Origin of the sequence: Serratia montpellierensis (assembly GCF_020858655.1) — a bacterium.
Classification (GTDB): Bacteria; Pseudomonadota; Gammaproteobacteria; order Enterobacterales; family Enterobacteriaceae; genus Serratia; species Serratia montpellierensis.
The window spans coordinates 275,323-302,102 of record NZ_VOSN01000005.1; the positions used below are offsets into that span (position 1 = coordinate 275,323).

26 protein-coding genes are annotated in these 26,780 nt (G+C 57.2%); 10 read left to right on the plus strand and 16 right to left on the minus strand.

The features are described 5' to 3' along the window. Positions 1 to 43: 43 nt before the first annotated feature. The gene (locus FUU19_RS06675) at positions 44 to 433 is read right to left on the minus strand and encodes an inner membrane protein YbjM (RefSeq protein WP_230507097.1); all 390 of its coding nucleotides are present in this window, start codon (positions 431 to 433) and stop codon (positions 44 to 46) included. Between the two features lie 294 nt (positions 434 to 727). On the opposite strand from FUU19_RS06675, the gene FUU19_RS06680 reads away from it, so the two are divergent. Then, on the plus strand, positions 728 to 2,416 hold the full coding sequence (locus FUU19_RS06680) for an aspartate:alanine antiporter (RefSeq protein WP_047728000.1): 1,689 nt from the start codon (positions 728 to 730) through the stop codon (positions 2,414 to 2,416). 477 nt (positions 2,417 to 2,893) lie between these two features. Here the strand turns inward: FUU19_RS06680 and FUU19_RS06685 are convergent, their stop codons facing one another. From FUU19_RS06685 to FUU19_RS06705, 5 genes are all read right to left on the minus strand, one after another. Beyond that, on the minus strand, positions 2,894 to 3,637 hold the full coding sequence (locus tag FUU19_RS06685; RefSeq protein ID WP_230490272.1) for an ankyrin repeat domain-containing protein: 744 nt from the start codon (positions 3,635 to 3,637) through the stop codon (positions 2,894 to 2,896). 89 nt (positions 3,638 to 3,726) lie between these two features. Continuing rightward, positions 3,727 to 4,500 (minus strand): ankyrin repeat domain-containing protein, encoded by a 774-nt coding sequence (locus FUU19_RS06690; RefSeq protein ID WP_230490271.1) that lies wholly within the window; start codon positions 4,498 to 4,500, stop codon positions 3,727 to 3,729. Beyond that, positions 4,497 to 5,978 carry a Tle-like phospholipase domain-containing protein gene (locus tag FUU19_RS06695; protein ID WP_230490270.1) on the minus strand — a complete coding sequence of 494 codons (1,482 nt, stop codon included), beginning with the start codon at positions 5,976 to 5,978 and terminating at the stop codon, positions 4,497 to 4,499. The genes FUU19_RS06690 and FUU19_RS06695 overlap by 4 nt, the downstream gene beginning before the upstream one ends. A 403-nt stretch (positions 5,979 to 6,381) precedes the next feature. Beyond that, positions 6,382 to 6,894, minus strand: coding sequence for a serine protease inhibitor ecotin (eco, locus tag FUU19_RS06700; protein WP_230490269.1), 513 nt, complete (start codon positions 6,892 to 6,894; stop codon positions 6,382 to 6,384). A gap of 140 nt (positions 6,895 to 7,034) precedes the next feature. Then, entirely contained in the window at positions 7,035 to 7,880 is an 846-nt protein-coding gene (locus FUU19_RS06705; protein ID WP_202669981.1) for a 5'-methylthioadenosine/S-adenosylhomocysteine nucleosidase, read from the minus strand. A 147-nt stretch (positions 7,881 to 8,027) separates the two neighbouring features. Here FUU19_RS06705 and FUU19_RS06710 point away from each other — a divergent pair, with 147 nt between their 5' ends. Both FUU19_RS06710 and ybjG read left to right on the plus strand, forming a co-directional pair. Further along, positions 8,028 to 8,762, plus strand: a complete 735-nt coding sequence (locus FUU19_RS06710) for a phosphatase PAP2 family protein (RefSeq protein WP_230490268.1) — start codon at positions 8,028 to 8,030, stop codon at positions 8,760 to 8,762. 5 nt (positions 8,763 to 8,767) lie between these two features. After that, the gene (ybjG, locus tag FUU19_RS06715) at positions 8,768 to 9,373 is read left to right on the plus strand and encodes an undecaprenyl-diphosphate phosphatase (RefSeq protein WP_197832830.1); all 606 of its coding nucleotides are present in this window, start codon (positions 8,768 to 8,770) and stop codon (positions 9,371 to 9,373) included. A 37-nt stretch (positions 9,374 to 9,410) separates the two neighbouring features. Here the strand turns inward: ybjG and FUU19_RS06720 are convergent, their stop codons facing one another. Further along, positions 9,411 to 10,247 (minus strand): aldose epimerase family protein, encoded by an 837-nt coding sequence (locus FUU19_RS06720; protein WP_197832831.1) that lies wholly within the window; start codon positions 10,245 to 10,247, stop codon positions 9,411 to 9,413. A 213-nt stretch (positions 10,248 to 10,460) separates the two neighbouring features. On the opposite strand from FUU19_RS06720, the gene deoC reads away from it, so the two are divergent. The 4 genes from deoC to FUU19_RS06740 all read left to right on the plus strand — a co-directional run bounded on the left by deoC (position 10,461) and on the right by FUU19_RS06740 (position 15,796). Then, on the plus strand, positions 10,461 to 11,141 hold the full coding sequence (gene deoC / locus FUU19_RS06725) for a deoxyribose-phosphate aldolase (protein WP_038881133.1): 681 nt from the start codon (positions 10,461 to 10,463) through the stop codon (positions 11,139 to 11,141). 152 nt (positions 11,142 to 11,293) lie between these two features. Further along, on the plus strand, positions 11,294 to 12,058 hold the full coding sequence (gene deoR / locus FUU19_RS06730; RefSeq protein ID WP_141969847.1) for a DNA-binding transcriptional repressor DeoR: 765 nt from the start codon (positions 11,294 to 11,296) through the stop codon (positions 12,056 to 12,058). A gap of 979 nt (positions 12,059 to 13,037) precedes the next feature. Further along, positions 13,038 to 14,336: an HAAAP family serine/threonine permease gene (locus tag FUU19_RS06735; RefSeq protein WP_141969849.1), complete on the plus strand. Its 1,299-nt coding sequence runs from the start codon at positions 13,038 to 13,040 to the stop codon at positions 14,334 to 14,336. A 92-nt stretch (positions 14,337 to 14,428) separates the two neighbouring features. Beyond that, positions 14,429 to 15,796 (plus strand): L-serine ammonia-lyase, encoded by a 1,368-nt coding sequence (locus FUU19_RS06740; protein ID WP_025302221.1) that lies wholly within the window; start codon positions 14,429 to 14,431, stop codon positions 15,794 to 15,796. 54 nt (positions 15,797 to 15,850) lie between these two features. On the opposite strand, the gene FUU19_RS06745 is transcribed toward FUU19_RS06740, so the two are convergent. The 9 genes from FUU19_RS06745 to FUU19_RS06785 form a co-directional block, all read right to left on the minus strand. Further along, positions 15,851 to 16,516: a response regulator transcription factor gene (locus tag FUU19_RS06745; protein WP_202669235.1), complete on the minus strand. Its 666-nt coding sequence runs from the start codon at positions 16,514 to 16,516 to the stop codon at positions 15,851 to 15,853. Continuing rightward, a complete protein-coding gene (locus tag FUU19_RS06750) occupies positions 16,513 to 17,901 on the minus strand; it encodes an FKBP-type peptidyl-prolyl cis-trans isomerase N-terminal domain-containing protein (protein WP_230490267.1) in 1,389 nt (462 codons plus the stop codon). Before FUU19_RS06750 ends, FUU19_RS06745 begins: the two co-directional genes overlap by 4 nt. After that, positions 17,898 to 18,320 carry a hypothetical protein gene (locus FUU19_RS06755; protein ID WP_025302218.1) on the minus strand — a complete coding sequence of 141 codons (423 nt, stop codon included), beginning with the start codon at positions 18,318 to 18,320 and terminating at the stop codon, positions 17,898 to 17,900. The genes FUU19_RS06750 and FUU19_RS06755 overlap by 4 nt, the downstream gene beginning before the upstream one ends. Before the next feature lie 24 nt (positions 18,321 to 18,344). Beyond that, entirely contained in the window at positions 18,345 to 18,899 is a 555-nt protein-coding gene (locus FUU19_RS06760; RefSeq protein WP_141969857.1) for a fimbrial protein, read from the minus strand. 50 nt (positions 18,900 to 18,949) lie between these two features. Continuing rightward, the gene (locus FUU19_RS06765) at positions 18,950 to 19,588 is read right to left on the minus strand and encodes a fimbrial protein (protein WP_141972978.1); all 639 of its coding nucleotides are present in this window, start codon (positions 19,586 to 19,588) and stop codon (positions 18,950 to 18,952) included. Positions 19,589 to 19,659: 71 nt separating this feature from the next. Next, positions 19,660 to 20,424 (minus strand): fimbria/pilus periplasmic chaperone, encoded by a 765-nt coding sequence (locus tag FUU19_RS06770; protein WP_048321394.1) that lies wholly within the window; start codon positions 20,422 to 20,424, stop codon positions 19,660 to 19,662. Positions 20,425 to 20,505: 81 nt separating this feature from the next. Continuing rightward, positions 20,506 to 23,040: an outer membrane usher protein gene (locus FUU19_RS06775; protein ID WP_230490266.1), complete on the minus strand. Its 2,535-nt coding sequence runs from the start codon at positions 23,038 to 23,040 to the stop codon at positions 20,506 to 20,508. Between the two features lie 46 nt (positions 23,041 to 23,086). Further along, positions 23,087 to 23,623 carry a fimbrial protein gene (locus FUU19_RS06780; protein WP_141969861.1) on the minus strand — a complete coding sequence of 179 codons (537 nt, stop codon included), beginning with the start codon at positions 23,621 to 23,623 and terminating at the stop codon, positions 23,087 to 23,089. A gap of 78 nt (positions 23,624 to 23,701) precedes the next feature. Next, positions 23,702 to 24,223 carry a fimbrial protein gene (locus FUU19_RS06785; protein ID WP_025302212.1) on the minus strand — a complete coding sequence of 174 codons (522 nt, stop codon included), beginning with the start codon at positions 24,221 to 24,223 and terminating at the stop codon, positions 23,702 to 23,704. Between the two features lie 665 nt (positions 24,224 to 24,888). Here FUU19_RS06785 and FUU19_RS06790 point away from each other — a divergent pair. From FUU19_RS06790 to FUU19_RS06800, 3 genes are all read left to right on the plus strand, one after another. Further along, entirely contained in the window at positions 24,889 to 25,209 is a 321-nt protein-coding gene (locus tag FUU19_RS06790) for a hypothetical protein (protein ID WP_060432766.1), read from the plus strand. A 141-nt stretch (positions 25,210 to 25,350) separates the two neighbouring features. Next, a complete protein-coding gene (locus FUU19_RS06795; RefSeq protein ID WP_141972980.1) occupies positions 25,351 to 26,268 on the plus strand; it encodes a fimbrial protein in 918 nt (305 codons plus the stop codon). Positions 26,269 to 26,287: 19 nt separating this feature from the next. Further along, the gene (locus FUU19_RS06800; RefSeq protein ID WP_204275807.1) at positions 26,288 to 26,779 is read left to right on the plus strand and encodes a fimbrial protein; all 492 of its coding nucleotides are present in this window, start codon (positions 26,288 to 26,290) and stop codon (positions 26,777 to 26,779) included. Position 26,780: the final 1 nt, after the last annotated feature.

Consider the following 26,780-nt stretch of genomic DNA (forward strand, 5'->3'; position numbering starts at 1 on the left):
GTAAGTTTTTGAACGACAAAAAAGGCGCTTAACGCGCCTTTTTTTATTGCCGCTGCCGCCGGTGCAGACGCTGCAGCAGCTGCAACAGGCCGAGGGCGAACAGCATCAGCATCGCGCCGAACACGCACCAGAACACCGCGCTGGTGGCATAGGCCAGCTCCTGCCAGAACGAAGAGGACGGCGTCAGCCAGAAGTGGCGGATCAGCAGGCACAGCGGCAATGCATACAGCGCGCCCAGCAACGGGCAAAGCAGCCGCTTGCGGCTCGACAGATAGCTGGCGATCGCACCGGGGACCACGAACAGCAGCAGGCCGGTTTCACCGTGGTGCTCATGATCCGTGCTGCCGAACAGGCCGGTTTGCTGGCCGAGAAACACCAGGCTGAACAACAGAAAACAGCTGAGAATGCCCAGCCAATATCTATAACTCGTCATGCGAATTCTCCCCCGCCCAATTACTGCATCAATAGAAATCAGTCCGATCACCCGTGCGGTGACGCTGAACCGAATTTTTTCCTTGGTCAAAAGAGAGTTAAATGCGCACGGCGGCGCAGGAAATCAGCTTTCTGTGCTGGCTGTCATCGGTCATAGCGTCTAGAATGAACGCCGCCGAACGATGGTTCGCTTCGCCTTACGCTGGTGGTGATTTATGACGTCGTTTTAAGGCTGAATTTATCTCTTATAGTTATCTATATCAAGCACTTACTGGTAAACAATAAGTTATCCTCCGTGAACATAAACGTCGCTAGTTTGTTAAACGGTAACTACATTCTGTTACTGTTCGTGGTACTCGCACTGGGGCTGTGCCTCGGTAAACTCCGTCTGGGCTCCGTCCAACTCGGTAATTCCATTGGCGTTTTGGTGGTTTCGCTGCTGCTCGGCCAGCAACACTTCGCCATTAACACCGAGGCGCTGAATCTCGGCTTTATGCTGTTTATTTTCTGCGTCGGCGTGGAAGCCGGACCCAACTTTTTCTCGATTTTCTTCCGCGACGGTAAAAATTACCTGATGCTGGCGCTGGTGATGGTCGGCTCGGCGATGGTGCTCGCCATCGGTCTCGGCAAGCTGTTCCACTGGGACATCGGCCTGACCGCCGGCATGCTGGCCGGCTCGATGACCTCGACACCGGTGCTGGTGGGCGCCGGCGACACGCTGCGTAACACCATCGTCAACGGCCCGGCGCTGCTGGCGGCGCAGGATCATCTGAGCCTCGGCTACGCCCTCACCTACCTGATCGGTCTGGTCAGCCTGATCTTCGGCGCGCGCTACCTGCCGAAGCTGCAGCACCAGGACCTGTCCACCTCTGCCCAGCAGATCGCCCGCGAACGCGGCCTGGACACCGACAGCCAGCGCAAGGTCTACCTGCCGGTGATCCGCGCCTACCGCGTCGGCCCCGAGCTGGTGGCCTGGGCCGACGGCAAGAACCTGCGTGAACTGGGCATCTACCGTCAAACCGGCTGTTACATCGAACGCATCCGCCGCAACGGCATTCTGGCCAACCCGGACGGTGACGCGGTGCTGCAGGTGGGCGACGAGATCTCGCTGGTCGGCTACCCGGACGCCCACGCGCGGCTGGACCCGAGCTTCCGCAACGGCAAGGAAGTGTTCGATCGCGATCTGCTCGACATGCGCATCGTCACCGAAGAGATCGTGGTGAAGAACAGCAACGCGGTGAACAAACGCCTGAGCCAGCTGAAGCTGACCGACCACGGCTGCTTCCTCAACCGCGTGATCCGCAGCCAGATCGAAATGCCGATCGACGACAGCATCGTGCTCAACAAGGGCGACGTGCTGCAGGTGAGCGGCGACGCACGCCGGGTGAAGAGCGTGGCGGAGAAGATTGGCTTTATCTCGATCCACAGCCAGGTGACCGACCTGCTGGCATTCTGCGCCTTCTTCATCATCGGCCTGCTGATCGGCCAGATCACCATTCAGTTCAGCAACTTCTCGTTCGGCATCGGTAACGCCGCCGGCCTGCTGATGTCCGGCATCATGCTCGGCTTCCTGCGCGCCAACCACCCGACCTTCGGCTACATTCCGCAGGGCGCGCTGAACATGGTGAAAGAATTCGGCCTGATGGTGTTTATGGCGGGCGTGGGCCTGAGCGCTGGCGCCGGCATTGGCCACAGCCTGGGTGCGGTCGGCGGCCAGATGCTGATCGCCGGGCTTATCGTCAGCCTGGTGCCGGTGGTTATCTGCTTCCTGTTCGGCGCCTACGTGCTGCGCATGAACCGCGCCCTGCTGTTCGGTGCCATTATGGGCGCCCGCACCTGCGCGCCGGCGATGGAGATCATCAGTGACACCGCTCGCAGCAACATCCCGGCATTGGGCTACGCCGGCACCTATGCCATCGCTAACGTGCTGTTAACGCTGGCGGGTTCACTCATCGTGGTGCTATGGCCGGGCATACTCGGCTGATCGATTAGCGGGAGAGATGGATCGGCGATAAAAATATTTTGATTTTTTTGTCGCCGGCCAGAACTTTCGTGGGGGGCCGCAGTCTGAATTAGTGCCACTGCTTTTCTTTGATGTCCCCATTTTGTGGAGCCCGATAATCCCGCCTTTTAGGTTCAAGATTATCGGGTTTTTTGTTGCCTGAAACGGCCCACATACCTACTGTCGCTGCCTCGTCGTCAGGCATAAAGCATCCTGCCTCTGGGTGTCGCTTACGCCAGCATCCCTATCAATGTGCAGGTTTCAACATAGAAACGCTGCTTGTGGGTTCGCCACTGTTCAAAGAGACGGCGTCAAAAACGGTACTTAACAACAGCACTCTCGTCGCCGTCGACTGGGTGCTCTTTGGTGGCTCATCCTATCATCTTCCTGTATGCCATCACGTCATGGTAGTGCACTGGGGGAAGTGCCAGCATTGTCCCCCATGAGAGTCGAGGCGAACTAATCCACCTGTTTTATTTTTTCTTTAATTTTAATTAGCTTTTTTATATACGCATTGCTCTTATCCCCTTTGGCTATTTCCGCAGAAATCAGCGAGAGGAAGCTGTCATTAAAGTCATCTTTGGCTAATGGATTAGCGCCATGAGCCAAAAGAACCTCAATGTGTTCTGGGCAACTGTTATACAGGGCATTAATTAATGGCATTCGGTTCATAGCGCCTTTGATGTCAACATCAACTTGGTATGCAATTAACATCTTTAATGTTTCGGTGTTCGCCGCATCAAAACTTTCAAATATAATGGGTTGATTATGAACCTTATCTCTGGCATTTGGAGAGAGCCCGCCCTCTAACATAGCTTGTATCCATACACCTTTATTCGCCTTCATAACAAATTCAGCCGGGCTACTCCCCCCCTCAGCTCTTGGCTGAAGTGGATCTGCCCCCGCCTTGACCAAATCCGTAATGATCTTGAGCCGCTCTGGCGTGTTCTTGTCAAAGATTGCGTTGTTTATCGCCCAAAATAGCAACGTCATCTCCGCCTTGGCCGGCCGATTTAACGTTTCTTTGCTGACCGTCGGTAAAACCTTATCCAGCTTTTGCCTGTCACCCTCGTAGATGATGTTGGCGATGTCCAGCTGCGTCCCTTCAAAATAATCCTGCGGTTGTAGATCCCTACCTTGTTCGCATCCCTGCATCATGAGCATCGACAGCAACATGATAATGATAAGAGTGCTGTGCCTCATGCCATCTCCATTTTTAACATAACCACGGCCCAACTTTGCTTTATTACCGTATCAGTATCCCTCTACACCCTTGGGATACTGAGAACGGCTTATTTACTGACAGGGAGAGGTGGCCATTTCCCACCACGCTTAATTAGCTCGTCTTTGATGCGCTCAAGAGACTCTTTCGCCTCACTGCCGTCCGGACTCCTATTAATCAGCCGTTGTAGTTGATTACCCATCGTCCAACCCGAGTTGCCTCTTATATCGCTATCGGCGCCTTTTTCTAATAAAAGAATGACGTGGTCATAGGAGTGATAGTCTAAAGCATCGATGAGCAGCGTATCACCCAGTGAATTTCTTATATTTATATCAGCACCATGCTCCAACATGACCTCTAATGTTTCTGTGTTTTTTGCAAAGATGCTATTAAATATAATGGGTTGATTATGAACCTTATCCCTAGCATTTGGAGAAAGTCCGCCCTCTAACATAGCCTGTATCCAGATGCCTTTATCCGCTTTCATAACAAATTCAGCTGGGCTACCTGGCGTGTTGGGTTGAGGCTGTAAAGGATCTGCGCCGGCTTTTACCAAATCAGTGATAATTTTCAGCCTTTCAGGTGTGGTTTTATCATAGATGGCATTGTTTATTGCCCAGAACAATAAGGTCATTTCTTCCTTAGCTGGACGATTTAAGATCTCTTTGTTTACTGATGATAACTGTTTATCCAACTGCGGCCTATCACCATCATAAATGGCTTTGGCAATGTCCAATTGCTGACCGTCAAAATAATCCTGCGGTTGTAAATCCATACCTTTTTCGCACCCCTGCATGATGAGCGTAGACACTACCATCGTGATAATGAGAATAAGTTTTTTCATATTCTTCCCTTGATTGTGGCAATGTCATCGTCTTTTTCATTTTCAATGCATTGTATCGCCTGGTCTATACCGTGCTTATCCAGCAGTGAGCCTGTTCCACCGGAAAGCGTGTGTTTTACTCCCACGGCGTCAGGCGCCAACATGGACAACCGTTCTTTCGCCATCACCGCCGGCGGATAAAATTTGAGGTCTTTGGCATCCTCCCACAAATCAACCTCCTGCAGCTTGGTCAACAGCTCCCCTTTCACGCGATACGCCTGAATATTATCGACGCTTCCTATTATAGAGCCGCCGTATTTTTCGACGGTTCCCGCATGCAATCCAGCGGCATTAAACGTCCAAGCTGGCTTGCCGCTGGCCATGGAGGCAGCAGACGCCATGCCACCGCCTAATGAGTGACCCGCAACGTCGATATTGGATACCTTTGAAATTTTATCGCCAATACCAACCGCTTTTTTGTAGTATTCAGAATTAAGCCCTATTCCCTGAGCACCGTTGTTTTTCCAGTCACTGAGATTTTTAATGCCTGATAAGTCACCCCTTATTAAGGCTTTTTGGGTTGCGCGGCTTATTCCCTCCGGGAATTCTGGTGCCCGCGATCCGCGGAATACCACCGTCGGGTTCATCGCCTTGCCAAAGACACTTTCGTCTGGCTGATAAACTCGGGCTAAAAAGTCAGGATTCATTGGTTTGTCATAAAGCATGTTACTGCTCAAACCAAGCCGGCCCAGCGCTCCATCGTTGTTACTGATGTCCTTCCAGCCTTCAGGGATGTCTATCGTGTCCTTGAGTGGGTTAGTGGTCTTGTAAACATTCTCAGCCAGCTTCGCCTTTTCGACCGCAACGTTGTTCTCTGCCAGGCGCTGTGCCGCCATGCGCGCATCCGGATAAATGCTGCGGTTGCCTCGCCCTATCAGATACTGGCGTTCTTGCCAGCGTTCTGCCTTGGTCATCGGACGGATAGCCTGCACCGTGGTGGCAACGGTTGCCACTGCGGTCGCGATGGCTTGCTGCAGAGGGGGATTGCGGGTCGTATTCTGCCTCGGCGGCAGCACCGTCGGTTTTGCCCGGTGACCATAGCGGCTGACCATTTCTTCATAGCGGGCTATCACGCGCCCGGTAGGATAAAAGGCGGGAAGAGAGCTGCCGGGATAGCGCTGCAATCGGCCTTCCGCATCGACGTAAAAAGCGTATTTTGTCGGTGACCAGGCGCCCATTCCCTTATCAATCGCCAGCAAGCCGCCCCGGTTGATCTCATCGAGCACGCTGCGCTTCATAGCCACGTCCTCACGATAACCGGTGACGCCAATCCCGGATTGAGCATTGCGGGTAATCGGATACCGGCTGCTTATCGATATGCCGGCTGCGCCGCCGAACAGATAATGCCGTTCCAGCTCATACCGCGCTGCTGTTGGGTTAAGTATCCTGGAAAAGCTTTCCGGCGCCGTGTGTTCAGAGGAGAAATGAATCAGTTTCATGCGGTGCCTGCCCACTCGTAAGGTTCCGTGGTCGGCACAGGCGCACCATCATCAAGCAACTCGCCAGGTGTGCGGCTGTTACGGGTCTCGTCGAGCGTTAGCGAACGATAACGCATTGGATATCCTTATCTTCTGTGTCACGCCTAAATAGGGTATGGGCAAAATTATCACAATTCAGTAAAGATTTCTTTGCTCTATTTCTATACGCGCGCATCCTCTCCCATCCATGCAGCTGCGTGCTTCCTGTGCCCATGTGAAGAGCGTATTTCGTTGCCATGTTGCGGCTAAAAGCCACGTCCGAAAGCAATCAGTCGAGTGTCAAAGATGCGGGAATGATAAGGAGACAGGAAGGAGAAAGGCTCCGCCAACCAGGAATGGCCAGCGGAGCGGCGTCAGGCAGCGGTTACTTCTGCTCAGCCTGACTTACGGTATCTTCGGCTTTCCAGATGCGGTATTTCACTTCCGCGTCTTTCGGCGCGTACACCACGATCGGCAGGCGGCTGTTGTAGCGCTGCATCGCAGCATCACCCAGGTTGGCGGCGATGAATTGCTTGGTCTTGGTGTTGTCCGGGCAGCCCATCAGCGTGGAGGCCGGATCGGACAGCTTCTCCAACACCAGATAGTCATAGCCCCAGCCGGAAAGGGTTTTGGTCTCCAGCGTGCCGCCAATCATGTGGCGGTTGCAGTCCACTTCCAGCGTCTTGCCGATCAGCAGCTCCACCTTGTAGTTCTCTTCGTGCTCTTGCTTCGGCAGGTAGATCACCTGGCGGTTCATGCCCTTCTCGGCTTTCGGGTAAGGCGCGATCTTTTCCAGCGGCTGTTTGCTCATGTCCGCGTCATCGCCAGAGGTCGCCGCCATTGCGCCGGCGGAAACGGCCATCAGCAGGCCAGAAAATACAACGGATGCCTTGTTCATGTTTTATCCCTACACGTTGTCAAATAATCCGCCTATAAACTAATACACTACAGCCAAGCTCGCTACAGGTTTAATCTTCTTTACAATAGGCGATGAATAGTGACAATCGCCTAATATCGCCGATTAGCCGGAGTAATAACTCAGTGTTTCTTCAGGTTGGCAACATAGGCCTTCACCACCTGATAGACATAATCCTGGCATGCCAGCCCGGTTTGCGGATCGTACTTGCCCTGATTGGTGATGTTGTTGGACAACACGCGAATGCCGACGAACGGCACCTTGAACTCGGCGGCGATCTGCGCGGCGGAGGCGGTCTCCATCTCTTCGACCGACGTCCGGTAGCTGTCGTGGAAATAGCGAATGCGATCCAGCTCGCTGTTCCATACGTCGGCCGAGCCGATCACCCCTTCCACTACCTTGCCCTGTCGGTAATCGCTCTTAACGCTTTGCGCAATCGCCAGCAGTTTGGGGTCGGCGGGAAACTGGCGCAGGCTGTGCGCCTTTTGGTCCTCGCCGGCGCTGCCCTTGGAAGCCAACAGATCCATCGGCTGCCACTGACGCGAGTCGCTGCCTTCCCCCAACGCCTTGGCCGGTGTTTTGAACGCCCCGAGATTGACCGAATATTTGCCCAGCACGATGTCATATACTTTCAGTGCCGGGTCATGGCCGCCGGCGGTGCCCTGATTAATGATCGCCACCGGGTGAAACTGCGTGGCGGCGATCGCCGTGGCCGCCGCGGCGTTGGACATGCCCTTCAGCGTCTCCGACACCACCACCGGGTAGCCGTCTACGGTACCGTGCCAAAAGCGCCAGCCGCCAACCTGCTCCTCACGCGGGTTTTCCAACCGCTGGGCGAAACGTTCCGCCTCCACCGGCATGGCGCCCTGTACCACGATCGGCCCGGCCGCCGCAGGTTGGCCAAAGCTCAGCGGAGAAAAGGCCGCACCGGCGGCTGCCAACAGTAAGACACGCGCTTTATTCTGCATCACCACACTCTCATCCCGAAAAAAAGCAAACGATCACCTTAGCCGAAGGCGGTGGCCTCGGATAGGGTTTTCTTACCGGGGGACTAAGGTTTTCTTAAGACAGAATTATTACAGTGGCGTTATTCAATCCTGTCACCGAGCCTGCGCGTGAATCCAGAATCATCATTAAATCAATCCTCAACGACACCGCAAATTAAGACAACCGCCCTTTACTCCCTGCCGGCATCCTTTTACCGTTGGCAAGTTTTTGGCCTGCTGATCAGCGGGTTGGTGTTCCTGTGGCTCTCCCGCAACGAACAGCTGGACTGGGCGATCAGTAACGCTTGGTACGATGCCGCCAGCGGGCATTTCCCGTGGCAAAACAATTATTGGCTGGACCTGATCAACCACCGCCTGCTGAAGCAAATAGTGATCGTCGGGGCGGTGCTGACGCTGTTTTGGGGTATCTATCGCCGCAGCGCACGCCTGATCGTGGCCATGTTGTTGATCGGTATCGGCCCATTGGTGGTGGGCATTCTCAAGGCCACCAGTGCGCACTCCTGCCCGTGGGATCTGATCGAGTATGGCGGCAAGGCGATGTCTTTCCCGCTGTTCGGCACGGTACCGGCGCTGCCAGGCCCCGGCCGCTGCTTCCCCGGCGGGCACGCCTCAAGCGGTTTCGCGATCATGGCGTTGTTTTTCCTGTTTTATCCGCAGCGTCCGCGCTTGGCCTGGTGGTGCTGGTGGGGCGGCATTGCGCTCGGCATGCTGATGGGCTTTGGCCAGATCATGCGCGGCGCACATTTTCTTACCCATAACCTGTGGGCAGGTTGGTGGGTTTGGTTAAGCCAGTTGGCTATTTATTGGACGGTTAGCGGCTATTGGCGCCGCAAAACGAGGTAACGGTTATGGAACAGTTAAACCATTTTCTTTTCGCCTGGATCAATGCGACCCCGGCGTCTCCCGAATGGATGATCGATTTCGCCACCTTTTTGGCACGCGATCTGATCATCATCGTGCCGCTGCTGATCGTCGGCCTGTGGCTGTGGGGGCCGCAAAGCCAGCTGGTTTCGCAGCGCCAGGTGGTAGCGAAAACCACTATCGCGCTGCTGTTCGCCATGCTCGCCGCCGCCACCATCGGCGCGCTGCTGCCGCATGAGCGCCCGTTCGTCGCCGGCGTCGGCTATACCTTCCTGGCACATGCGCCGGACAGCTCGTTCCCGAGCGATCACGGCACCGCCATCTTTACCTTTGCGCTGGCGTTCCTGTTCTGGCACCGGGTCTGGTCCGGCGTGCTGCTGATGATCGTCGCCATCGGTATCGCCTGGTCACGCGTTTACCTCGGCGTGCACTGGCCGCTGGATATGGTCGGCGGTTTCCTGCTCGGCCTGGTCGGCTGCCTGTTCGCCCAGCTGGTGTGGAATCTGTTCGGCGATGTCATCGCCGACAAGCTGTCGCGCCTGTATCGTTTCCTGTTCGCCTTCGCCATTCGCCGTGGCTGGGTGAAAGAGTAACTGCACAACATGACCGGGGCGTTACCGCCCCGTTATTTCAGACCACGCCGGTGGTCACGCAAAACGCCCGCGTTTTTCCCGCCCCCAGCATCATTCCTGCCTCTTCCTCCGGCGCATTCGGGCGACAGTTCGCCGGCTGGATAAAAGCCAGCAACCGCCGGTTGCCCTGAACGGCGATGCGCCGCAGGCCATAGTTGAATTGCCCGGTGGCGAAGCGCGTCACATAGCGCCGGCCTTGCGGCGCCAGCATAAAGAACTCGGCCTGATCCACATAGCGCGACAGATCGTCGGAGCACAGCAGTTCCTGCCCGAGCGCATCCCCCAACAGCGCCGGCGTCGGCAGGTTCTGACGGAATACCGCATCGGGAATGCAGTCGTAGTTGAGATGACACACATAGCGCAGCGGCTGCGGCCGCTCAGCCAGGTTGGTGACCGTCATCTCAATGGCGAACTGCGCGCTCTGCGCCGCCAGACGCAGCGCCGGGCCGATGCGCCAACGCCCACCCGCCCGCTCCCCCTCGCCGTGCAATGTCAGCTCATCGCCCGCCAGCTGGATCCACACGCGTTGCATCTGCAGCGGCTCACCGTCCTGATGCGGCCAGGCGGGGCAGAATGCGGCGTCGTCGGCGCGCTTTCTTCCGGCGCCCTTTACGCTGCGCCGGCCCGACTTCAGCGAATAACCGTCAAACTCAGCGTCCCAGATCGTGAGGCCCTGATACGGCAAAACCGTCAGTGCGCCACGGTGATTTGCCAACGTCAGCATCGGCCCGCGTTCTGTGCAGCGATGCGTGCTCACCGCGAAATCCGCATTGCGGAACAGTTCCTGCCGATGCGCCCCGAAAGCTTCAGGAGCCAGATCGATGTTGATCTTCATCTTTTTTCCCTCGACGTTTCGCCCGCGCAGGCCGCGAGCCCTGAAATGTTATTTAAATAACAAATAAAACGCCTTTAAGTTATACCTATAACAGCCTGATAGCGACGATCTGGCCGACATTTTTTAAACATCGCTAGGTTTATCGGCATCTGAATGTTATTATTTTCACATTACCCATCCCGCTTACTGTCTTAACCTCACTAAGGAATCGCGATGACCACCGAAACCATCGATTACGCCAGCTACGTTGACCACACCCTGCTGGCGATGGACGCCACCGAACTGCAGATCGCCAAGCTGTGCGAAGAAGCGCAGCAGCACAACTTCTATGCGGTGTGCGTCAACTCCGGCTACGTGCCGCTGGCAGCCCAACTGCTGCAGGAAAGCACCGTGAAAGTCTGCTCGGTGATCGGTTTCCCGCTGGGCGCCGGCCTGACCGTTGCCAAAGCCTTTGAAGCCAAAGCGGCGATCGCCGCCGGCGCGCAAGAGATCGATATGGTGATCAACGTCGGTTGGTTGAAAAGCGGCCTGCTGGACGAGGTGAAAGCCGACATCGCCGCCGTGCGCGAGGTTTGCGCGGCGATCCCGTTGAAGGTAATATTGGAAACCTGCCTGCTCAGCGATGCGCAGATCGTCCAGGTTTGTGAAATGTGTCGCGAACTCGATGTGGCCTTCGTGAAAACTTCCACCGGCTTCAGCACCGGCGGCGCTCGGGAAGAGCACGTCAAACTGATGCGCGAGACCGTGGGCAGCGAGATGGGCGTGAAAGCTTCCGGCGCCGTGCGCGATCGCGCCACCGCCGAGAAGATGATCAACGCCGGCGCCACGCGTATCGGCACCAGCTCCGGCGTCGCCATCGTGTCCGGCGCTCAGCCGGCGGCAGGCAGCTACTGATCGTCGGCATGCCCTGACGGGCACAGCCAATACACTCCGATGCGGGACAATACGGGCGGCCAAGGCGGCCCGATATTGCCCCGCATTGTTGTGTTTAGCGCCGGACACGCCGGCACGCCCTTTACCTCTACTACCTGTGGGAAGACGGACCTATGGAAACGCGGCGCGAAGAACGTATCAACCGGCTAGTTCAGGCGTTAAAACGCGCTGACAAGATCCACCTGAAAGAAGCCGCCGTGCTGCTGGGGGTCTCGGAGATGACCATTCGCCGCGATCTGAGCGCCGAACCGGCGGCGGTGGTACTGCTCGGCGGCTATGTGGTGACCGATCCGCGCAGCAACGGCGTGACCAACTACTTCGTTTCCGATCAAAAAGCCAAGCAGGTGACGGAGAAACGGCGCATCGGCCTGCTGGCAGCACCGCTGATCAATGAAAACGATACGGTGTTTTTCGACTGCGGCACCACCACCCCCGCGATCATCGATGCCATCGCCGACGAGCTGACCTTCACCGCCGTCTGTCATTCGCTGAACACCTTCCTGGCGCTGCAGGACAAACCGAACTGCAAAGTGATCCTGTGCGGCGGTGAGTTCAAGCCGAACAACTACATCTTTTCCAGCGTCAGCGGCCGTAACGAGCTCGATCACATCTGCCCGAACATCGCCTTTATCTCCGCCGCCGGCCTCAGCCTGCAGCACGGCGCCACCTGCTTCAACTTTGACGAGCTGGAGATGAAGCATCGCGCCATGGCGATGGCGCAGCAAAAGATCCTGGTGGCAGACCACAGTAAGTTCGGCAAAACCAAACCGGCCTGTATCGGCCCCCTGACGCAGTTCGATCGGGTGATCAGCGACCGCCAACCGGACGCCGACTTCATGGCGTTCTTCAACGACAACGCCATCGCTACCCGCTATTAATCCGCCTTCTGCGCCGTCGAAACCGGCGGCGCACCCCTGCAATCCCCCTCTTTCCTTGCTCTAAAATGAACAAATAATGCGCAATCGATTCGCGTTTTTCGCTTATCCGCACGCAACATCAGGTTAATAAAATGCAACAGGTTACTCCAGTGATTATTTTCTCGTAGGCAAAACACGCTGTCGGCTGCGTGAATTAACGACTATTTATGGCTTTTATATGATAAATCGCGCCAAAGGCCGGGATGTTTAAATAAACGGCGTTTTAAGCGATTGCAGCAAATCTCGCCAATACCTGTTAGTTATCTGTTATTTATATGATGAATGGTTACGCATTTTTATCCGCTAACCACGTAAGTAATTTCCCTTCGTTATTAGCGGTGATTTTTAATTAAAAATCATTAAAAACAAATAGATAAATTGAATTTTACTTAAAAACACAATGTGATCTACGTCACTAAAACTGCTTAATCCGGGTTTTTCGCTAGATCCAAAACCACGCATAAAATATATTGCTCGGCTTGCTGCTGAGCACAGCGCTTTATCCGGCTGATTATTGTACAACCCGCATAATCGCAGAAAGTTTTATGAGAGCGTTCTCAGCACAAAATCTTACACAAATGTGCAACAAATGCGCGAAAAATCGATAAAAAAGCGGATAACTGCACATATTGCGCATTTGAGAGCAGGATCACGGTTGTTTCTACTGTAAATCGTTATCTTGCCGCCAACAAAAATCGACAGGCAAAGACCTGTCGGCAGCGGTAACGACTTTTATCACCCGTGACGGTGGAAAGTCTTTAGTGAATTACCCGGCGCTGTGCCTTGGTAATGAACACAATAAACAACCAGGGGGACGCCAAAACATCCCCGCAAGCAACACCTGATTCTTACCGCAAGCGTTGCCTGAATAGGACGTTTGACGGTTTAACCTTAAGTTTTGCCTTTTAATTTTAAATTCGTGTTCACTTCGGAGATATTTATGGACACTACACAGACCGGCACAATTGCCTCTGCGGCCTCGGGCTCCAGCAGTACCTGGCGTAAAACGGATACCATGTGGATGTTGGGCCTGTACGGCACCGCCATCGGCGCAGGCGTCCTGTTCTTGCCCATCAACGCCGGCATCGGCGGTTTGATTCCTCTGATCATCATGGCCATCATCGCTTTCCCGATGACCTTCTTTGCCCACCGCGGCCTGTGCCGTTTCGTTCTGTCCGGCAAAAATCCCGGTGAAGACATCACCGCCGTGGTAGAAGAGCACTTCGGCATCACCGCCGGTAAACTGATTACCCTGCTGTACTTCTTCGCCATCTACCCGATTCTGCTGGTTTACAGCGTGGCGATCACCAACACCGTCGACAGCTTCATCACCCACCAGTTGGGCATGACGTCGCCACCGCGCGCCATCCTGTCGCTGATCCTGATCGTCGGCCTGATGACCATCGTGCGCTTCGGCGAGCAGGCCATCGTGAAAACCATGAGCATCCTGGTCTTCCCGTTCGTCGCGGTGCTGATGCTGCTGGCCGTCTATCTGATCCCTAACTGGACCGGCGCCATCTTCGAAAACGTGTCGCTGTCCGGCAGCGGTACCGGCATGGGCCACGGCCTGATCATGACCCTGTGGCTGGCGATCCCGGTAATGGTGTTCTCCTTCAACCACTCGCCGATCATCTCCGCCTTCGCCGTCGCCAAACGCGAGGAGTACGGCGCAGACGCCGAGAAGAAATGCTCCCGCATTCTGGCTTATGCACACATCATGATGGTGCTGACCGTGATGTTCTTCGTGTTCAGCTGCGTGCTGAGCCTGACGCCGGAAAACCTGGCGGAAGCCAAAGCGCAGAACATCTCGATTCTGTCTTACCTGGCTAACCACTTTAACAACCCGATGATCGCGTACATCGCGCCGGTTATCGCCTTCGTCGCCATCACCAAATCGTTCCTGGGCCACTACCTGGGCGCCCGTGAAGGCTTCAACGGCCTGGTTGCCAAGTCGATGAAGAGCCGCGGCAAAACCGTCAGCACCGCCAAACTGAACCGCATGACCGCTATCTTCATGCTGGTGACCACCTGGATTGTCGCCACCCTGAACCCAAGCATCCTGGGCATGATCGAAACCCTGGGTGGCCCAATCATCGCCATGCTGCTGTTCCTGATGCCGATGTATGCCATCCGTAAAGTGCCTGCCATGCGCAAGTACAGCGGCCACATCAGCAACGTGTTCGTGGTTGTGATGGGTCTGATCGCCATCTCTGCTATCGTGTTCAGCCTGATCGGCTAATCACGTCCGGCCGGCGCCGCTGTGCGCCGGCCCTCCCGCACTCCCCCATTTCCCGTATTCACCGCCTGAAACCTGAAGAAGGAGGCGAGACCATGGTCAGCGTTTTCGATATTTTCAAAATTGGCATCGGCCCATCCAGCTCCCACACCGTTGGCCCGATGAAAGCCGGCAAACAGTTCGTCGACGATCTGATCGCCCACCAGCAGCTGCAGGACACCACCCGCGTGGTGGTCGACGTGTACGGTTCGCTGTCGTTGACCGGTAAAGGCCACCACACCGATATCGCCATCATCATGGGCCTGGCCGGCAACCTGCCGCACGACGTGGACATCGACAGCATCCCGGGCTTTATCCGCGACGTCGAACAGCGCGGCCGCCTGCCGCTGGCCAACGGCCACCACGAGGTGGATTTTCCGCTGCACGGCGGCATGAACTTCCACAGCGACAACCTGCCGCTGCACGAAAACGGCATGCGCATCCGCGCCTTCGCCGGTGAACGCCTGCTTCACAGCAAAACCTATTACTCGATCGGTGGCGGTTTCATCGTCGACGAAGAGCACTTCGGCCAATCCGCCGAGGGCGCCACGCCGGTGCCCTACCCGTTCAAATCGGCGCACGATCTGCAGCAGCATTGCAAAGACACCGGGCTGTCGTTGTCCGGCCTGGTGATGCAGAACGAGCTGGCGCTGCGCAGCAAAGCGGATATCGACGCGCACTTCGCCGACGTCTGGCAGGTGATGAGCGCCGGTATCGAGCGCGGCATTAACACCGAAGGCTTGCTGCCCGGCCCGATGAAAGTGCCACGCCGCGCCGCCGCGCTGCGCCGCATTCTGGTGACCGGCGACAAGAACAATATCGATCCGATGAACGTGGTCGATTGGATCAACATGTTCGCGCTGGCGGTCAACGAAGAGAACGCCGCCGGTGGCCGCGTGGTCACCGCGCCGACCAACGGCGCCTGCGGCATCATCCCTGCGGTGCTGGCTTACTACGACAAGTTCATCCGACCGGTCAACGCCAACTCCTACACCCGCTACTTCCTGGCGTCTGGGGTGATTGGCGCGCTGTACAAAATGAACGCCTCGATCTCCGGCGCCGAAGTGGGCTGTCAGGGGGAAGTGGGCGTAGCCTGTTCGATGGCGGCGGCCGGGTTGACCGAGCTGCTGGGCGGCAGCCCGGCGCAGGTGTGCATCGCGGCGGAGATCGCCATGGAGCACCATTTGGGGCTGACCTGCGATCCGCTTGCCGGCCAGGTTCAGGTGCCCTGCATCGAACGCAACGCTATTTCCGCCGTCAAGGCGGTCAACGCCGCACGCATGGCGATGCGCCGCACCAGCGAACCGCGAGTTTGTCTGGATAAGGTGATCGAAACCATGTACGAAACCGGCAAAGACATGAACGCCAAATACCGCGAAACCTCCCAGGGCGGGCTGGCGATCAAGGTCGTGGCCTGCAATTGACCGCCACGGCGAATCACTAAAGGCGCCGGCCGTTCCGATCTGGCCGGCGCCGTTTCAATGCCGCTCTTTCCCTGCCGCAACGCCCGGCTGAATGCCGGCCCGAGCCCCCACGGCGCCGGGGCGGGCGCTGTGCCGCAGCCAGCCGTAAAGTTCGGCATTACGCCGGAATCCCATCTTGCGCATAACGCTCATCTTGTGATTGCTGACGGTTTTCACACTGATGTCCAGCATCCGTGCAATTTGCGTTACCCCCATCTCCCGCGTCATGCAGCGCATGATCTCCTGTTCGCGCAGCGTCAGGCCGCGGTGCTGGCATACGCAGTTCATGCCACAACCCGGCCTGCCCGGCCATTTGCTGCGCCGCTCCAGTTCGGCGCTCACCTGATACAATGCCGATACCAGCGGCGTATCGTGATAAATGACGCCGGCCTCCAGCGAGCAGCGGGTGCCCACGGTGCGTTTATACCGCCCCTCCGGCGTTCGCAACGAGAAATACAGCGTTTTGCGCCCTGCGGTCTGTGCCTCAAAAAAGTGACAAAAACAGCTTTGCACGCCGGGAGGAAAATAGCAGAACACCAGATCGGCTTCGTGAACCTGCTGCGCATCCAATAACAGCGTGCGCTTGCCGTAAGTGCTGAAATGCAGCGCCAGGGCCTCCTGCCAACCGGCGCTGAAGTAACGGTTTTCATCAAATAGCGCGATTTTTATCATGGTGTTCATCCCTGCCCTCCCGCCGTTCCGGCTTCCCGTTTAACCGCCTGGGCCCCCTTTGTCGGAGCCTGACTGTTGTCGATGCGTAATTCATAAATCATGGTGGCGTTAGGTGGTACTTTCGGCGGATAGCCGGTTTCGCCGTAGGCCAGCGCCGGCGGCACGACCATCGTCAGCGAACCGTGGTTATGCAGATGGCTTATCGCCTCCCTGAACAGCGGCGGATACTCAGACAGCGGTTGCGACAGCACCTTGCCGCTCAGCTCCATATCCTGGATCACCGTGCCGTCGGTCAATTTCTCCTTCACGACCACATCGACCACCGCCGTTGGCGCCAGCGCGCCCTCCCCGGCGTAATCCACCCGATACCAAAAGCCCATCGCCGACTGCTTTACGCCCTTTTGTTGACTGAACTGCGCCAGATAATCTTCATCACGCCGCCGCTGTTCGTTAACGCGTTTCTCACGCGCGGCCATGGCGGCGGCATCCGCCTGCGCCGTCAGCGTATTCAGTTCATCCGGCGGCAGCTGCAAACGCCCCGACACGCTATCGATGACGCCCGCCAACAGGCTGTCGCGGTCCACCGGTACGCCCCAGCTTTGACGCTCCGTCACTACCCCCTGAATATCCCGCCCCAGCGCACTGCCCGCCGCATAGGACAAACGCTTGCGTTCATCCTTCAACTGCTCCGGCGTCATCTCCCATTGCAGCCGCTTATGCAGCGCCAACAGCGCTTCGCGCGCCTGCTGGGTCACTTTCTGCTCATCGGCCCGCTTCTGCTCACTCGCCTCCAGCGCGGTACGCAGAGCGTGCAGTTCCTCCTGGTGCTCGCGCTGGCGTTGTGCAAGCGTCTGCGCCGATGCCTGCGCGGCGGACTCCAGCTCGGTGACGCGCCGTTCGGCCTGCATCGCCGTCGCTTTGGTTTTGGCGGTTTCCTGCGTCGCCTGCCGCAGCAGCGCCTCGGCGCGCTGCGCATCGGGCGAGCCGCGCCAGGCGGCGCCCAGCCCGGCGATCCACTGCTGCAGCGTTGACGAATCAGGCAACGTCGCGACGGGTGGCGCCGCTTTCTCAGCCCGCAGCGCAGTAAGTTCCTGGCGCAACATCGTCAGTTCCATTCGCTGGCGCGCCAGCTGTTGGTCACGCGCCAATAATTCCTGGCTCAGCGTAAAAGCTTTGGCCGGTGAAGCAGGCTGGTGGGTGTCCGGCGGACGCTTTGCCGGCTCACGCTTTTTTTGCCCCGCCCCGCGGTCGGCGGGCGCCGCGTTTTCGCTCTTCGGCGCGGTGTTCTGCCGTTGATACTGCTCGGCAAACTGCAGCAGCGCTGGCACGCCGTCGTCCGCCTGCGCGACGCCGGTGAAAAGCAGAGCCGCACAGCCCAGCAGGCGCAGCCTCATTTAACCTGCTCCCCGCGATCCGCCAAGCCGGTCAACACCGCCTGATTCACCCCGGCGCACAGATAGTTGACCTTGTAGCGATACAGCGCATCCACCGTCTCCTGCGTGTCGCCGTTTACCCGTGCACGCAGGTTGGCGTACTGCGAAGCGCCGCTCATCAGGCTGTCGAAGGCCTGTTTATAGCGCTGATACTGTTTCTCGTCGATCGTGCGCAATGCACCCAGTTGCTGCTGGCACTGCTGCAGCTGCTCGGCCTCACGCTGCTTGCGCAAAGCCTCTTCTGACGGAGCTTGCACAGCCTGATTTTTGGTGTTCACAGCCGGCTTGCCCGACTTTTGGTTTTGACAGGCGGCGGCGCTCAACGCCAACAGGCACAGCAGGCCCATGCGCAGGGCGCGATTGAGGGGCTTTATCATCATTGCGTTTTTTGTCCTTGTAGACGCTTATTCGTATTCCAACGTAAAAGTGGCCACCGCGCTGAAGGTGCCGCGGCCGATGGACTTCGTTTGGATGGCCTCCGGCTCCCCCTGCACATAGGCCTGCAGCGTGAGCGTGGTGTTGCCGGCATTCAGGCGGAATTTATCGCTGGCGCGATTGAGCGGCAGCGCCTTGCCGGTGCTGTCCTCCAGCCCGATGCCGATCCCCGAGGCCAGGCTGCCGGCATCCAGCGCCAACAGACCGGGCAGTTTGGCGTTCTCGGTGCCGGTAAACGTAATGGCCACCGTATTGCCCAGGCTGAGATCGCACTCGGTCAGGTGCAACGCGAAGCTTTGGCTATGGGTGCGGGTGTTCAGATACAGGTATTTGTCGACGATGGTGCCGAAATCCAGTTGGATATCCTCATCTCCCGGCTGAATGACGCACGGCTCGGCCACCAGCGTACCGTGAAAGCGCATGTTTTCCGCCGCAGCCGCCGGCGGCGCCATCATGCCGGCCGCCATGACCATGCCGGCCCCCAACAGCGCGCTCCGGCGCCGGTTCGTCTCTGTCGCGCGCATGACGCCACTCCCTTTGGTTGTGCTTGCGCCGCTCCGGCACAAGCGGCGTATTAGTCGTAATAAAGGCGGAAATCGATCGCCGCACGGTAGGCGCCGGCGCTCAGCGTCGCTGGGGTGCGCACCGGCGTCACCGTATACGTCAGGGTGTTTTGCCCCGGCGTCAGCAAGATCGGTTTGTTACGCGCGCCGAGGCGCACCGGCAGGCCGCTGGCATCCGCCAACTGCAGCCCCAAGCCGGTGACGCCGGCGACCCTGACCAAACCCGGCGCGTCGTCATCCGTCGGCGCGGCAAACGCCACCGACACAGCAGGCTGACTGCCGCTCCAGGCCAGAACTCCGGTCCAGGCGTCGCGATTGCTCGCCGGCGCCCGCAGACAGTCTTTCAGCGTCAGCTCGAACGCCACCGGCGTGCCGCGATCGCCCGGACGCTGAAAGTGCGCCGTTCCGGTCTCCCCCAGCCAAACCTCCTGACGAGCGGTGGTCATTTCCAGACTGCAGGCGCTTTCCGTCAACGCACCGTAGACGTGGAGCGTGCCGTTCGCGCCCTCCACGTCCCAGTTGTCCACCGCGCGGGCCGACGGCATCAGCATCAGCATCGTGCCTGCCGTCAGCGGTACCATCAGCGCGGCCAACACCGTCAGGCCGATAGTGCGTCGCTGATGACGTTCATAGGCCTTTCCCAACAGCATGGGGATCTTTCGTTGCATGATTCGTTCACTCCGCTGTGTTCACTCTGTCTTCCCTGCTTGCGCGCGGATCGTCATTTGGCGACCGGCACGACCTGGCAGGCATTGCCGGCGCAGCGGAAGTTCAACTGCGGCCGCCCACCGTAATCGTTGATGTATGCCAGCGACGGACCGTTGCCGAGGCTCGCGGCAGAGACGTTCAGCGGGGCACTGGCCTTCGGCGCCACCATCAGCGGTTCAAAGCCCGCCGCCCCTTTTCCGCCCTTGCCGGCGCTCGCCTCAACGATCGTCACGTAATAAGGGGTCGGGTTATTCACCACGTACTTATCACCCTGCCGGGTCAGCGTCAGCTGCTCCTGCCACGGCGCGGCGTTCTTTTTCGGGGCGAGCGCCGCCGGGCGATAAAACATTTTGATGCGCGTCTGCAGCGCTATCTGCAGCGTATTCGGCTTATTGCTGCGCGGCGGGATCTCGCGCAGGTTGAAGTAATACAGCGTCTCCCTGTCCTGCGGCAGCTGACGCGCGGCCGGCAGCGACTGGATCTTCACCTGGCTCGGTTTGCCCGGTTCCACCCGCTGCACCGGCGGCAGCACGGTGAAAGGACTTTGAATCTTGTTGCCGCGATCGTCTTCGATCCATCCCTGCGCCAGATACGGCAACTGTTTGTTCTGGTTGCTGATGTTGAGACTGACCGTTTTCAGGTCGCCGTCGAAAATCACGCGCGTGCGATCCAGCGCGATAGCCGCATGAGCGGGCAGGCTGACCGCGCCGATCGTCAACGCGGCGGCGAGCGGGCCCACAAGGAAAACGGTCTTTCTGGTCATAGTCAGATTCATCATGTCTTCACGGTTCCAGTCGGCCGGGAGCGGACGAGCCCGCCCCGGCGGTTTAGCAGCGGAGCGGGCTCCGCCGGGTGTATGTCAGTTGGCGTCAGCCGCCGACTTGCTGCCGGCAAGAGGACGGCAAGGCAGCAGCAACGTGTTCATCAACATTTCGGCCGACAGCGGCGACGGCAACTGGATTTCACACTGCGCCGCGCCGTTCCAGTGCACGCTCATGCGCTCGCCGGGGTTAAGGCCGGACAGGTAAACGCTGCCGCCGTCATTGATGATGCCGGTCTCCTGTTTGCGGGCATTCAGCACCGTGGCACCAAACGGCGGCTCGCTGCCGTCCGCCAGCTTGACGATCGCCATCGCCTTCTCGCCGGCAATCACTTCAAACTTGCGGTAGCCGATGGCCCCCTCGGTCAACGTGGCCTGCACCACGGAACGCGTCGCCTCGACGTTGTCGCTCAGGCTGTTGAGATCGATACTGGCCTTGTTGCGGTAGTAGCTGTTTACATCCGCCACCACCGCCTTGCCGTAACGGTTGGTCAGCACCGTACTGCCGTAGCCGCGCACCGGCACACCGGCGACGCCTTCGGTATCGAGCAGCAAACGCGTACCGCCCGGCGTATTGACGCGGTGCAGCACCGCCCCTTCCGCCGCCATCGTCAGGCCGCCCTGCGCGCCGATGCCGACGGCGCTGTAGCGGCCGGCCTGGTAGCTGGCGTTGGCGTTGATCTGCGCCATGTCGCCCTGATGGCTGTAATAACCGCTGGCCGTCGCTCCGCTGCGTGCGGCGCCGGCGCTGATCTGATAGTTGTTGTGTTCATCGACCCGGTTGTAGTACCCGACCCGGTGAGCGTTCTCTTCGCGATCGAGCGTCATGTTGTAACTGAGCGTGCCTGCACTGCCCCAGGGCAGCGACAGCGACAGATACATCCCGTCGTCGTTGCGCTCGTTGTAACGGTTGCGATAGGCCGACAGCGACACGCTGACGTTCTTGAAATCGCCGATGTCGAAATAGCGCGATACCATCAGGTTGTAACGATCGTTCGGCGCCCGATCCCAGTAGGTTTGGTGGCTGTAGTTGAGATAGGTGCTCAGCCCCAGCTCGCGGAACTGCTTGTTGAAGGTGATGGTGTACATCTCCTTGCTCTTGCCGCTGCGCCCCCCTTCGTAACGCGCATCCAGGTAGTCCCCCATGCTCATGAAATCTTCCTGGGAGAAGCGGTAACCGGCAAAGGTGACCTGGCTGTCGTATTCATCGAAGTTCTTCGAATAGCTCAGCCGGTACGAACCGCCGGTCAGCGTGCCATCCTGCGGCAAACGCGCACGCGACTGCGTGGCATCGAACGACAGCGCCCCCAGCGCCATCAGATCGCGCCCGATCCCCAGCGACAGCGCGTTGTAATCGCCGCCGGCGATGCCCCCACCGTACAGCGACCAGCCGTTGCTGATCCCCCAGGAGAACTCGCCGGTGCCGAACATCGGCCCGCGCAGATGGTGCCCCCACTCTGACGGTTTGCCCGTCGCCAGCTTGTAACGCACCGTACCCGGCCGCGTCAGATAAGGAATGTTGGCGGTGTTCATCTTGAACTCCTGCACGCTACCGTCTTGCTCTTCGACACGCACGTCCAGCTCGCCGGAAACCGCATCATTGATGTCCTGAATGCGGAACGGCCCCGCCGCTACCTGCGTTTCATACAGCACGCGCCCCTGCTGGCTGACCACCACCTTGGCGTTGGTTTTCGCCACGCCGGTCACTTCCGGCGCATAGCCGCGCAGATTGGGCGGCAACATGCTGTCGTCGGATCGCAGACTGACGCCGGTAAAGCGCAGGCTGTCGAAAATGTCGGAGTTCAGGTAATCCTCACCCATCGTCAGCCGCGAACGCAGCGCCGGGATCGCCCGGTAGGCGTAATAGCGGCTCCAGTCGAACTGCTTATCGGTAGGCTGAGAAGAACCGGTCTGATGGTTGAGGTTGGCCTGCCAGTCGGCGCGCAGACGCCAGGCGCCCAGGTTGGCGCCGCCGGTGCCGTTGCCGCTCAGACTGTAACTGCTGCCGCCTTTCTGATGCTTTTGCGTTTGGGCGTTGACGTTATAGTCAAACAGCAGCCCAGGAATACCGTCATCCCAGCGCGAAGGCGGGTCCCAGTTTTCCGAGCTGTATTCCAGATAGGCCTGAGGAATGTTGAGATACAGTGAGGAGCTGGCAAGATCGCCGCGGGCTTCCATCCCCGCCAGACTGGAGGCGTCAAGGCAACGGCCGCCGTGCGTCCAGTTCAGCGTGCTTAACAGTTTTTCTTTCAGCCCCAGTTGGTTGACCAATTCCGGCGAAAGACAGGCTTCGCTGCCTTTAGGATCGTTCTCGGGCGCCATAAACGTCACCGGCTGTTCCGGCAGATCGTTCTTATTGACGTGCACCACCATGGTATAAACGCCCGGCATGATGTAGCCGCTGCGCGTGAATTGGCTCAGATCGATATTTTTACGATCGTTGATGTCCAATACGTCGGTATTGAATTGAATAACGTCGGCGGCATAGACCAACGCGATTGGATTTCCCAGAGAAAGGGCAACGCAAAGCCCCAAGGCCTGAAGACGAAATAACTTCCCTGCCGGTGAAAGCATAATAAAGTCCTTTCAATAACGAATTAACCGTCAGTACGAGAAAAAATCAAAAATAATCCAGCTTAAAACGCACTGTGGAAAAATACGCTCCCACCTTCAACGGCTGGTGATTCGGCATCAACGTCATGGAATAATTCAGCACTCGGTTTCCCGGTATTATTCCCTCCATCGGTAAAGGTTTCCCTGGAATAACCGCCGTGCCGCTGCTGTCTTTTATCTCCAATGCAACGCCGCGCGCATCGCCCTGTACGCCAAACAGAGCGCCTTCCGCATAACCATCAAACGTGACCTGAAAGAATTTCCAGTCAGGCTTGTTTTCCGGTCGTTCCAAAATGCAATTGACCAATTCGATACTGAAAGGTTTGGTCATCCCCTGGCCGTCACGAATGATCTGCCCGAGAGGAATAGTGTCCATATCGATCGTCTGATCGCGGCTGCCGGCGGCAATGGCGCAGGCGGTGTCGATAATGGCGCCGTGCATGTTGACTTTGCCCCACCCCTGCGCGGCGGAAGTTGCATAGCCGGGCACAAACGCCAACGACGCCAAAAGAACGGCACCCGCTCGATTCCTTGGTAAAAACATCGCGACATTCCTTTGACAGGGAGATTCACCAGGCATGCGGCGAACCCCATGCCTGGTTGATTAAGCCTTCGGACTCACTTACTGATAAGCCAGGGTGAAATCGGCTACGGCAGTGAAATCGCCCGGAACGATGGCGGCGGAAGCGCCTTCGCCCTGCAGGTAGGCGGCGAAATGCAGGGTATTGTTGCCGGTGTTCAGGGTCTGTGCGGTAGTCGCTTCACCCAGTTTGATCGGCTGACCATTGTAAGAGATGGCTACGCCGGCGCCGCTGGCGGTGCCCGCGATACCCAACAGATCCTTGTCGGTGGACGACGCTACGCCGCTGAAGGTGGTTTTAACGGTTTTCAGCGTGGTGATATCACACTGCTCCAGTTTGATTTCAAACGGACGCGGGTTGGATTTGCCGCCGTTTTTCAACGCCACGTTGGAAACCTGGCCCAGATCTACGGTCTGATCGATCGACTCGGGCGCAATAGAGCATGGCGCATCAATAATAGAACCCGTGAAGGTGACCTTACCGTGTCCCTGATCGGCTGCCTGTGCAAAAGAACTTGCGCCAAATGCAATCACTGCAGCCATCATGATTTTGTTAAGTTTCATAGAACCTATATTCCTTATAAGAAAAAATGCATATTCCAATCAAGAAAAAGAGCAACAGGAAACCCGCTCGCGCTTATATATGCGCAGCCCTGATTCTTTAGCATCTTGCTGGTTGGTTAACTGCCAAAACCCAAAGGCACCGACAATAAACATGTCGATCACGGCAAGTTCGCAGCGGCCCACCCATTAATGAATTCGTCATATAAAAATAAACGAAATCACAACAAGCAGAGGCCAATACTTTCTAATCCGCCCTTCTTGTCCGGCGATGAATATTCTGGCAAATGCCTCCAAGCAAAAAAAGGCTTTTTTTGATCAAGGCGAACATTCGCAATTTATTTCCTAATTGAAGTTAATTTACTGTTATTTTTAGGCTCATAGATCGTAAAAGATGCTTTTATAGAGCAATATCCTGTTTTTCTGGGATTACCAAGTAATCAGATCGCAAAGTGGCACTTTGTGAATATAATAAACCAAAATTTTAGGTTTCAGCGTGACGCCTCCCCTGCCTTGCTATAGGTAAAAACGGGGCGGGCAACGCCTTTTTTTTCAATCCTGATAAATAGATAGGATTTTTCTTTGTTCGCGTTTTACCTCGTTGTTGGTAGGCAGCGAAAGTTTGTTTTTTCTTAGGAATACGGCAATCGGAATACAGAGGAAGTGCTATGGAAGCGTTATCTCCGAAACAAAAGGAAATACGGCAATTGCAGCACGATCTGCTGCAAACATTATTTGCGCAGTCGCCCCGCAAGTGCCCCGTCGCCGGGCTGCCGCCGCAGCAGCAATGGCTATCGACGCGGCAACTGGCCAATGCTGTCAACGTCGGTGTTTACCGGGCTCGGCGGCTGTTGTTGGATCTTGTCGTTCGGCAAAAAGTGATTGTGACGGACGGCTCTATCAACAACTCGTTGAGGTGGTATCCCACCGCGTTGCTGAACGGTGATAACGACGGCATCCCCAACAGAGATGCCCTCACTCCCCTTTAACGGAATAAATATGGCCAACCGGCCTGATTGGCGATATTTCATTGCGGAGTAATGCCGCACACTATTTATATATATTGGGATATTATCGTGAGAAAAACAGCCCTGCTATTTTTACGTTGCTGCCTGGCATTATCTTTCTTCATGCTGCTTGGCAATGCCAACGCATTTACCTGCCGCACGTCCGATGGCGGACTGATTCCACCCGGGGGCTCGGCCACGCCGGTTGACGTCCGGGTACGCATCGGGCCACAGCTTTCTTATGGCAAAAACGAAATCGTCAACGTCAGCCAGGTCACCTGTAAAAACGACGTCGCGAGCTGGTATGACTATCTCAAAACCGACAGCCCGGCGCTGTCGATGAACAGTGCGATTTTTGGCACCATCGGCAGCGGTACCACCATCAACGGCAGCGATTACAACTCTCCGGTGCCATCAGGCATCAGCGTACTCAGCCTGACCAACCTGCAAACTCAGTCGGTCGCCATCCGGGTCTATATCGTGTTGAACCGTTTCCCAACGCCGGACATCAAGGTGAACAAGGGCGACGTCATCGGTCAAATCAACTTTATTCAGACTAACGATCAGCCGGGTTGCCCACAGTGCGGCGTTTATCGCTGGCGCCTGATCGCCGACAATGACGCTTACTTCGTCACCACCAGTTGCACCATCAACAACGGCCAGCAGATTAACGTCGACTTCGGCCAGATCCGTCAGGACTTTCTGACTCAGAGCGCCAGCGATGCCCAGATAAAACAGGATAAAGCGCTCAGCTACCAATGCGACGACCAGAGCGCGACGCAGGATATTCTGATCCGTATGGTCAGCGACGCCAGCGGCTTCTCCAGCGATTTTATCAAGACCAGCAACCCTAACGTCGGCGTGGCCATGGTGTACAACGGGGCGGTGGTAAAGCCCAACAATGCCTTCAGAACGCGCATCGTCAACGGACTGGGCAACGACACCGTAACCTTTGTGCCGGTGAAGAACAATGTGCCTTACACCAGCATCGCCACCGGCCCGCTGTCAGGCTCGGCCACGCTGATCTTCAGCGCACCTTGAAACGGGAGTCAGAATGAACATGACGAAAAAAACGCGCTGCGCTCTGCTGTGGTCACTGAGCCTGATTAGCGCCGCCGCCCAGGCCGCCGACCAGGGCACCAAGGTCAACATCACCGCCACCGTGGTGGCGCCTCCGCCTTGCGTGATCAATGACGGGCGCACCATCGATATCGACTTCGGCAAGGTCGGTATTAAGCGCATCGACGGCAATCGCTATATGCAACGCATCGATTACAGCATCAAATGCGAGTTTCTGGATAACAGCCGCCAGCTGAAAATGAAGATCATGGGCGGCGCGGCGGCCTTCGACGGCAGCGTGTTAACCAGCAGCGTCAATGGATTGGGCATCAAGCTGCTGGCCAACGGTAAGGCCTTTGCCATCAATACGCCGCTGAACATCGATTACGCCAATCCGCCGACGCTTGATGCAGTACCGGTGAAAAACAGCGCCGTCACCCTGGCGGAAGGCGATTTCACCAGCGGCGCCACCATGCTGGTGGACTACTTTTAAA